General features: G+C 68.6%; 7 protein-coding genes and 1 other RNA gene. 6 read left to right on the top strand and 2 right to left on the bottom strand.

The window, feature by feature from the left end; all coding sequences use genetic code 11:
* Positions 1–1,169 (bottom strand): hypothetical protein (locus tag AB0J58_RS43395; RefSeq protein ID WP_364227331.1); only part of this gene is annotated, 1,169 nt, incomplete at its 3' end.
* A gap of 65 nt (positions 1,170–1,234) precedes the next feature.
* On the opposite strand from AB0J58_RS43395, the gene prfB reads away from it, so the two are divergent.
* Positions 1,235–2,356, top strand: a complete 1,122-nt coding sequence (prfB, locus tag AB0J58_RS43390) for a peptide chain release factor 2 (RefSeq protein ID WP_364227329.1) — start codon at positions 1,235–1,237, stop codon at positions 2,354–2,356.
* Between the two features lie 67 nt (positions 2,357–2,423).
* Here prfB and AB0J58_RS43385 read toward each other — a convergent pair whose 3' ends face one another.
* The gene (locus tag AB0J58_RS43385) at positions 2,424–2,615 is read right to left on the bottom strand and encodes a hypothetical protein (RefSeq protein ID WP_030907213.1); all 192 of its coding nucleotides are present in this window, start codon (positions 2,613–2,615) and stop codon (positions 2,424–2,426) included.
* A gap of 236 nt (positions 2,616–2,851) precedes the next feature.
* On the opposite strand from AB0J58_RS43385, the gene ftsE reads away from it, so the two are divergent.
* The 5 genes from ftsE to ssrA all read left to right on the top strand — a co-directional run bounded on the left by ftsE (position 2,852) and on the right by ssrA (position 7,707).
* Positions 2,852–3,541, top strand: coding sequence for a cell division ATP-binding protein FtsE (gene ftsE, locus AB0J58_RS43380; protein WP_012888192.1), 690 nt, complete (start codon positions 2,852–2,854; stop codon positions 3,539–3,541).
* Between the two features lie 31 nt (positions 3,542–3,572).
* Positions 3,573–4,481 carry a permease-like cell division protein FtsX gene (gene ftsX, locus AB0J58_RS43375; protein ID WP_343979078.1) on the top strand — a complete coding sequence of 303 codons (909 nt, stop codon included), beginning with the start codon at positions 3,573–3,575 and terminating at the stop codon, positions 4,479–4,481.
* A gap of 98 nt (positions 4,482–4,579) precedes the next feature.
* Positions 4,580–5,047, top strand: a complete 468-nt coding sequence (gene smpB / locus AB0J58_RS43370; RefSeq protein ID WP_326636230.1) for an SsrA-binding protein SmpB — start codon at positions 4,580–4,582, stop codon at positions 5,045–5,047.
* Complete coding sequence (locus AB0J58_RS43365; RefSeq protein ID WP_364227325.1) at positions 5,044–6,933, top strand: penicillin-binding transpeptidase domain-containing protein; 1,890 nt, start codon at positions 5,044–5,046, stop codon at positions 6,931–6,933. Before smpB ends, AB0J58_RS43365 begins: the two co-directional genes overlap by 4 nt.
* Positions 6,934–7,322: 389 nt before the next feature.
* Positions 7,323–7,707: a transfer-messenger RNA gene (gene ssrA, locus AB0J58_RS43360) on the top strand.
* The last annotated feature ends 143 nt before the right edge of the window (positions 7,708–7,850 follow it).

Raw genomic sequence — 7,850 nt, 5'->3', positions numbered from 1 at the left:
CGAAGATCCTGCTCGTTCCCAGTGACTACGAAAGCTGGGGAAGGGTGGGGGGGGAGAGCTTGGTGTCCGGCATCCCGGATCGTGAGGCCGCCCAGGTAACCGATGACCCTGGCGGGCCGGCCGCTGTCCTTGGCCGGGACCGTGCTCACGTACAGCTGTGTCTCGACGGTGCGCAGTTCCTCGCGGATGAAGCTCTCCGTCGTCAGCTTCCTGGCGTCCGGCGGGATACGGGCGTCCGACGCGCACGGATCTATCTTGACGCTCCTGGTCGTCGTCCTGATCAGCGAGTAGACGACCAGCGCGCCGCCGTCGGCGGTGCGCAACGCGTGCACCGGGTAGCTGCTCGCGGCGAAGATCGAGTCGTAACCCAGGCACTCGCTCTTCCCGTCCGTGCGCCGCTTCGCGATCTCGTCGGCGAAGCCGGTCGTGTGCGGGCTCTTCTCGATCAGCCCGGCCGCGAACCCGCGCTCGCCCTCCTCGGCCGAGGTCGCGTGCAGCGGGGCCATGAGCCGTGGGCTGATCGCCACGGTCGTGTCCTCCTCGCCCAGCGCCGTCGCGTACCCGTCGGCGTCCTTGGCGACCTCGGGGGGCCGGGTGCCCTCGTCGAGCAGCGAGGTCGAGCTGAGCCGCCAGTCCTCCCCGCCCTGTCGGATGAGGGTCAGCACGGCGGTGCGGACCTTGCCCGAGGGCTCCTCACGGTCCACGATCGCGGTGAACCAGAGGGGCCCCTGCTGCACGCGCGGGACCAGCAACTCGGGGGTGTCCCAGGTGTACGGGGGGAGCGCCTCGACGGCGCCGCTGAAGGCCGCCGCGGTGAGGGCCTGCTGCCCGTCGCGGGTCTGCTCCAGCATGAGCCTGCGCTCGACGTCCAGGCGCGGGGTCGCCGCGCCCAGCACCCCGTCGGCGCCCAGGAAGCCGGCCAGTGCCCTCGCCGCCTCGTCGAGCGTGACCGGAGGCGCCGGGAGTGACGGCGTCGGCGTGGGGCGGGCGGCCGACGTGTCACCGGCCGGAGATCCCGACGGGCTCCGCCCGGACCGGGCGTCACCGGAGACGGAACGGGGATCGGAACACGCCGCGGTCACGGCGACCAGTGCCAGCGCGAGCGCGAGCACGCCCCTTCGCCTGTGTCCGCGCACGTTCACCTCCCGATGCTCCCCGATGCGGGCCATGCTAGCCATGGTGGGGGAGAGTGCCGTACACGATCGGGTGCGAAGGTCGCGTACCCTTTACAGACGTGGCACTCATCGATCCGGCAGAACAGATCAACGAGCTTACCGGGACGCTGAACAGCATCCAGGACGTGCTCGACCTCGGCGCGATGCGCAAGCAGATCGAGGAGCTGGAGGATCAGGCGGCCGCGCCCGACCTTTGGAACGACCAGGATCGTGCCCAGAAGGTCACGAGCAGGCTCTCCTACCTCCAGAGCGAGATCAACAGGATCGAGTCGCTGGGGCAGCGGATGGACGACCTCGTCGTCCTGTACGAGCTGGCCTCCTCCGAGGACGACGACGACACGCGCGAGGAGGCCGACCGAGAGCTGGCCTCCCTGAAGAGCGACGTCGGCGCCCTGGAGGTCCGCACGCTCCTGTCCGGCGAGTACGACGCCCGCGAGGCGGTCGTCACGATCCAGTCGCAGGCGGGTGGCGTCGACGCCGCCGACTGGGCCCAGATGCTCCAGCGAATGTACCTGCGCTGGGCCGAGCGCAAGGGCTACCCGACCGACGTCTACGAGACCTCCTACGCCGAGGAGGCCGGCATCAAGTCGACGACCTTCACGGTCAAGGCCCCCTACGCGTACGGCACGCTCCGCGGCGAGCACGGCACGCACCGCCTGGTCCGGATCAGCCCGTTCGACAATCAGGGCCGCCGCCAGACCTCCTTCGCGGGCGTCGACGTGGTCCCGGTCGTCGAGACGACCGACCACATCGACATCAACGAGGACGACCTGCGCGTCGACGTCTACCGCTCCTCGGGCCCCGGCGGCCAGGGCGTCAACACGACCGACTCCGCGGTCCGCCTGACCCACCTGCCCACCGGCATCGTGGTCTCCTGCCAGAACGAGCGCTCGCAGCTGCAGAACAAGGCGACCGCGATGGTGGTCCTGCAGGCCAAGCTGCTGGAGCGCAAGCGGCAGGAGGAGAAGGCGGCGCTGAACGAGATCCGCGGCGAGTCGGCCACCGCGTGGGGCACGCAGATCCGCAACTACGTGCTGCACCCGTACCAGATCGTCAAGGACCTGCGGACGGGCGCCGAGGCGGGCAACCCGAGCGCGGTGCTCGACGGGGACCTGGACGGCTTCATCGAGGCCGAGATCCGCTGGACCCGCCGCCAGGAGGCGGGCGTCGAGGGCGGGTAGGCCCCGCGTCTCGCCTCACGGGCGCCCTCCGGGCGTCCCGTGAGGCCGTGTCCCTTCGCAGACGCCGTCAGGCCCCGCTGAGGTGTCTCAGGGCCAGGGTGAGGAAGAGGAGCGCGATCAGCACCAGCGCGATGAACGCGGGGGTCATGCCGCCGAACGGGCCATGGTGGTGTTGAGCGCGGTACGCGCGACAGCGGGGGCAGCGGCCCTCGGCCACGGGGTGAGCGCACCCCGCGCAGACCAGGTCTTCACAGCTCATGCCGTCCTCCCTCTTCGAGGTCAGAACCACTTTATCCGCTCGTTACCGGGCGCCGAATCGTTTTGTTTCCGTTATGGGCTTTCCGTGTCAGTCTTCCCCCTAGACTGGGCACCGGCCAACCGGAACGTCGATCAAGCGTAAATGACCGGCGCCCCCCGACCGGCAAGAGGTGGAAGTGGCCCTCTGCCACTCCTGCGACCGTCCTACCCCCTAGACTGGCATGCCGTGATGCGCCCGTGATCCATTTTGATAATGTCACCAAGGTCTACGCGAACCAGAACCGGCCCGCGTTGGACCACGTCAGCGTCGATGTCGACAAGGGCGAGTTCGTGTTCCTCGTCGGCCCCTCGGGGTCCGGGAAATCGACCTTTCTCCGCCTGGTCCTGAAGGAGGAGCGCCCCAACTCGGGCGCGATCCACGTGGCCGGCAAGGACCTCGCCCGACTGTCCAACTTCAAGATCCCGCACCTGCGCCGCCGGATCGGCTGTGTCTTCCAGGACTTCCGGCTGCTCCCGAACAAGAACGTGTACGAGAACGTCGCGTTCGCTCTGGAGGTGATCGGCAAGCCACGGCGTTTCATCCGTAAGGTGGTCCCCGAGGTCGTCGAGCTCGTCGGCCTTGAGGGCAAGGCACACCGAATGCCCGACGAGTTGTCCGGTGGCGAGCAGCAGCGGGTCGCGATGGCCCGGGCGTTCGTCAACCGGCCGATGATCCTGCTGGCCGACGAGCCGACCGGAAACATCGACCCCGCGACGAGCATCGGCATCATGAAGGTGCTCGACCGGATCAACCGGACCGGCACCACGGTCGTCATGGCCACGCACGACGCGGCCATCGTCGACTCCATGCGCAAGCGGGTGGTGGAACTGGAGGACGGCAAGATCGTCCGTGACCAGTCGCGGGGCGTGTACGGCCAGGCGTACTGACACCAGGACCGGAAAGAGCGACAGGAAGAGCATGCGGGCAAACTTCATCTTCTCCGAGGTCTGGATCGGCCTCCGCCGCAACCTCACGATGACCATCGCGGTCATCGTGACCGTGGCGATCGGCATGGCGTTGCTGGGCGTCGGTCTGATGATCAACTCCCAGATCTCCAGCATGAAGGACTTCTGGGCGGACAAGGTCGAGGTCTCGGTCTTCCTGTGCAAGAAGAACGACCCCTTCCCGCAGTGCAAGGGCAGCGGCGGCGTCAACGCCCAGGAGCAGGCCGAGCTGAAGGCGACCATCGAGGCCATGCCGCAGGTCGACACGGTCACCGTGGAGAACGCGGCCGAGGCCTACAAGAACTTCCGGGCGCAGAACGCCAACAACACGGTGCTGCTCTCCGCCATCCAGGTCGAGGACATGCCCGAGTCGCTGCGGGTCAAGCTCAAGGACCCGGAGGCCTACGGGCCGGTGATCGAGGCGGTCAAGGGTGCCCCGGGCGTCTCCAACGTGGTCAACCAGAAGGAACTCCTGGAGAAGTTCTTCGGGCTGCTGGAGAAGCTCCGCTGGGCGGCCTTGGTGGTGGCGATCATCCTGGTCTTCGCGGCCACACTCCTGATCGGCAACACCGTCAGGCTCTCCGCGTACAACCGCAGGCGTGAGACCGGCATCATGCGCCTGGTGGGCGCCTCGAACCTCTACATCCAGCTCCCGTTCGTGATGGAGGGCGTCATCGCCGGCCTGATCGGCGGCGTGCTGGCCGCGGTGATGCTGATCGTCAGCAAGGTCTTCCTCTTCGACGGGGTGCAGCTCTACCTCTCCCCCAACAGTCAGCTCTCCTGGGAGACCGTCGCCTCGGTGATCAGTGTCACCATGGTCTTCGGCGTGCTCATCTGTGTGCTGGCCTCCTTCGTCACGCTCCGCCGCTACCTGCGGGTGTGACGTCCCCGGGCCCCTCCAGGACCGTCGCGCGGGCGCCCGGCGCCCGCGCGCCGCTCTCGGGCGCGGCTCGCGGCCCCGCTGACCGGTAGGCTCCAGACATGCCACGTGAGACCGGGCGGAAGGTAATAGCCCAGAACAAGCGTGCCTGGCACGACTACCACATCGAGGACACCTACGAGGCTGGTCTTGTGCTCCAGGGCACGGAGGTCAAATCGCTGCGGCTCGGCCGCGCCTCCCTCCTCGACGGGTACGCCGTCATCAAGGACGGCGAGGCATGGTTGATCAACGTCCACATCCCCGAATACACCATGGGTACCTGGACCAACCACGCCGCACGCCGCACCCGCAAGCTCCTGCTGCACCGCAAGGAGATCGACAAGCTGGTCGCCAAGACCAAGGAGGGCGGCCTGACCCTGGTGCCGCTCGCCATCTACTTCAAGGACGGCAGGGCCAAGATCGAGATCGGCCTCGCCAAGGGAAAGAAGGACTGGGACAAGCGGCAGACGCTGGCCGAGAACCAGGCCAAGCGGGAGATGGCACGCGCGCTCAGGCACAGGAACAGATGACGGTGCGAGGAAGGGCCAGGCGTGCCGCCTCCGCGGCGCTCGCGCTGGCGGTGACGGCTCCCATGCTGTCCGCCTGCTTCGAGGAGCCCTCGGCCCACGAGGCGGTGCGCGACTTCCTGATCGGCTGGCAGACGGGCGACTACGCCGCGGCGGCCAGGCGTACCGACGGCGACGAGAAGGTGGTCAGCAAGGCGCTCGAAGACGCCAAACTCCAGCTCGACGCGGCCTCGTTCCGCTTCGACGTCAAGAGCATGCGGCGCGCCGCGGACGAGGTCGAGGCCGACTTCGACGCCGAGGTCGACCTGGGGGAGAACAACCCCCTGTGGGAGTACGAGGGCAAGCTCCCGCTCCATCTGGTCGACGGCAGCTGGAAGGTGCGCTGGTCGCCCAGCGTGCTCCACCCCCAGTTGCGCGAGGGACAGCGGTTCGCCGTGAAGGTCACCCCCGAGGGGCGCCAGCCGATCCTCGACCGCAACCGCGACCCGCTGCAGGAGAAGGCCGTCCTGCACGTGGCGAGCGTGATTCCGGCCAACCTGAAGAACGACGAGGCGGACAGGCTCTGCCAGCGGCTCTCCAAGGTCACTGGCTTTCCGCACGACCGCCTGCTGAGCCGGATCCGTTCCGCCCAGCCCAACCTCCAGGTCCCGCTGGTCACCTTCGGCCGTACGAAGTTCGGGCAGCTCCGCGCCCAGCTGGAGGCGATCCCCGGCATCATCCTCTCCGAGCAGGAGCAGTCGGTCGCCCCCGCCTCGCCCACCCAGATCGTCGGCACCGTCACCGCCGTCACCCCCGAGACCGAGCAGCAGCTCGGCGGCCCGCAGCGGGCCGGGGACACGGTCGGCAGGGCCGGCCTGCAGAAGGCGTACCAGGAGAACCTGACCGGTTCGACCGACACCCGGGTGATCACCGTCGACCTCAAGACGCTCAAGGTGACCGAGCTCAAGAAGTGGCGGCCCGACCGGTCCACCTCGCCGGTGCAGACCACGCTCGACCGCGCCCACCAGAAGGCGGCCGACAGCGCGCTGCTGGGCGGGTCCGGCATGATGGTCGCGGTTCAGGCATCGACCGGCGACATCCTCGCGGTGTCCAGCACCAACGAGTACAACCAGGAGAAGCACGCCCTCGCCGGGAGGTTCCCGGCGGGGACCGCGTTCTCCATCATGTCCGTCGAGGGCATGCTCAAGGCGCGGATCAGCCCCAAACAGAAGCTGGCCTGCCCCGCGGACCGGAGCGTCGGCGGTGTCCCGTTCCATCAGGAGGGCGCGCCCGTCGGGGTGACACCGACCCTTCAGGCCAACTTCGCCACCGGTTGCGTGACCGCGCTCGCCTCGCTGGCCCGCAGGATCGACGGCTCCGAGCTGGCGTCCGCCGCCGCGAAGTTCGGCATCGGGGCGCCCTGGGCCCTGCCGCTGAAGGGGTTCAGCGGTTCCATGCGGCCGCTCAAGAACGACGCCGCCACGGCGAAGGCGCTCGCCGGGCAGAACGTGCTGGTCAGCCCGCTCTCCATGGCGCTGGTCGCCGGGGCGGTCGCCTCGGGCACCTGGCGTCCGCCGGTCCTGGTCACCGATCCCCGGACCACCGACCCCACGACGGAGACCGAGCCTTACAAGGCGCCCGATCCGATCAAACTGGACGACAAGACCGTCGACACCCTCCGCACCTTCATGCGCAGTGGCGTGACCGCGGGCTCGGCACGTGCCGCCGCGGCTCCCGGTGACCCGGTCCACGGCATCACGGCCGCCGCCTCGCAGAACCGCAAGCCGCTCGCCTGGTTCGTCGGATGGCAGGGAGACGTGGCCGTCGCCGTGCTGATGCAGAGCCCCGACCCCGGGGCGGGGGCGGCCGCCGCGGGACGGTTCTTCCAGGGGCTCCACGCTGGGCTGTGACCTCCCGGAATATTCTTTTCATGCTGAGCAACCGAAGGGTGCCTCGTTTGCGTCCTTCTAAGTGACCGAGCACCGCTTGGGGGGTTGCGGACTCGGTCGCTGTGATGAGATCAGGGCCTCATCTCGGGGGAGGCCCTGCCCGTCAGGACCGGCTCGACCCTGCCGGTCGACCCCGGGGGCGCTCGCGATTCGCGGGTGTCCCCGGGGTTTCCTCGTTCCCGCCCGGTGTTCCCGCCCGGTGCCGCACTCCGCCGCGACCCCACCGCCCCATGCGATGCCTCCGCCGCCTCGCCCGGCGCACCGGGCGGGAATTCGATTGGCGTTACCTCTGTTGTAACAGGTATCTTCGGATAGCTCGCCCCTTCGGGGACGGGTTGAAAATTCAACAGGGGGGTGACTGGTTTCGACTTTGGCTTTGCAAGCCAGGTGAAGCGGGTCGAGGACTGCGGACATAACCTCGTTAACACTGTGACCGCGACCAACAAGTGCCAATAAGACGCACTCCGAAGTCAGCCAGGGCAACCTGGCACTCGCCGCCTAAGCAGCGAGTGACTTCTGCCGGCCCGGGAGCGCCTCCGGCCCGGATCCGGCATCGCTAGGAGGCTCAACCGATCGACCCGGCCACGGGGAAGATCGGGAAATCTTACAGTGGCTGAGCCCGTCGGCGACTTGCCTGCGTGATCGCCGGGGCTGAGAAAAGCACAGCAGGCTGCACCCGGAGAAGCCCTGTCTTGGAGTTGAAGGACGCGGGTTCGATTCCCGCCACCTCCACCCCCGTTCCGCGCCCGAACCGTGCGGAACAGATCGCCGAAGGGGGGGGGCGGGGCGCGCGGGGGCCGACGACGGCGCCGCCGGCCGGGCCGGGCCCGGCCCAATCGGGCCGAGCGGCCCCGCCCACGACAGAACACCCCACACAA

The organism is Streptosporangium sp. NPDC049644, from assembly GCF_040675205.1.
Lineage (GTDB): Bacteria > Actinomycetota > Actinomycetes > Streptosporangiales > Streptosporangiaceae > Streptosporangium > Streptosporangium fukuiense.
This window is presented reverse-complemented; position numbering and strand designations above follow the sequence as displayed.

What these genes read in the sequence shown, in the direction of transcription:
- AB0J58_RS43385 (WP_030907213.1), bottom strand. Translation starts at nt 2,615, where the DNA reads ATGAGCTGTGAAGACCTGGTCTGCGCGGGGTGCGCTCACCCCGTGGCC.
- smpB (WP_326636230.1), top strand. Translation starts at nt 4,580, where the DNA reads ATGCCACGTGAGACCGGGCGGAAGGTAATAGCCCAGAACAAGCGTGCC.
- AB0J58_RS43365 (WP_364227325.1), top strand. Translation starts at nt 5,044, where the DNA reads ATGACGGTGCGAGGAAGGGCCAGGCGTGCCGCCTCCGCGGCGCTCGCG.
- ftsX (WP_343979078.1), top strand. Translation starts at nt 3,573, where the DNA reads ATGCGGGCAAACTTCATCTTCTCCGAGGTCTGGATCGGCCTCCGCCGC.